Below are 384 nucleotides of genomic sequence, written 5' to 3'. Positions count from 1 at the left end.
CAAGAGTGAACACGTAATTCATTACGAAGTTTAATTCTTTGAGCATCAAACTTTTAAATTGAAGAGTTTGATCATGGCTCAGATTGAACGCTGGCGGCAGGCCTAACACATGCAAGTCGAACGGTAACAGGAAGAAGCTTGCTTCTTTGCTGACGAGTGGCGGACGGGTGAGTAATGTCTGGGAAACTGCCTGATGGAGGGGGATAACTACTGGAAACGGTAGCTAATACCGCATAACGTCGCAAGACCAAAGAGGGGGACCTTCGGGCCTCTTGCCATCGGATGTGCCCAGATGGGATTAGCTAGTAGGTGGGGTAACGGCTCACCTAGGCGACGATCCCTAGCTGGTCTGAGAGGATGACCAGCCACACTGGAACTGAGACA

1 rRNA gene is annotated in these 384 nt (G+C 50.3%); it reads left to right on the top strand.

The features are described from left to right. Positions 1 to 55: 55 nt before the first annotated feature. Positions 56 to 384 (top strand): 16S ribosomal RNA (locus HUW62_RS47975); the annotation flags it as partial.

Source organism: Myxococcus sp. AM011, from assembly GCF_013372595.1.
Lineage (GTDB): Bacteria > Myxococcota > Myxococcia > Myxococcales > Myxococcaceae > Myxococcus > Myxococcus eversor.
This window is presented reverse-complemented; position numbering and strand designations above follow the sequence as displayed.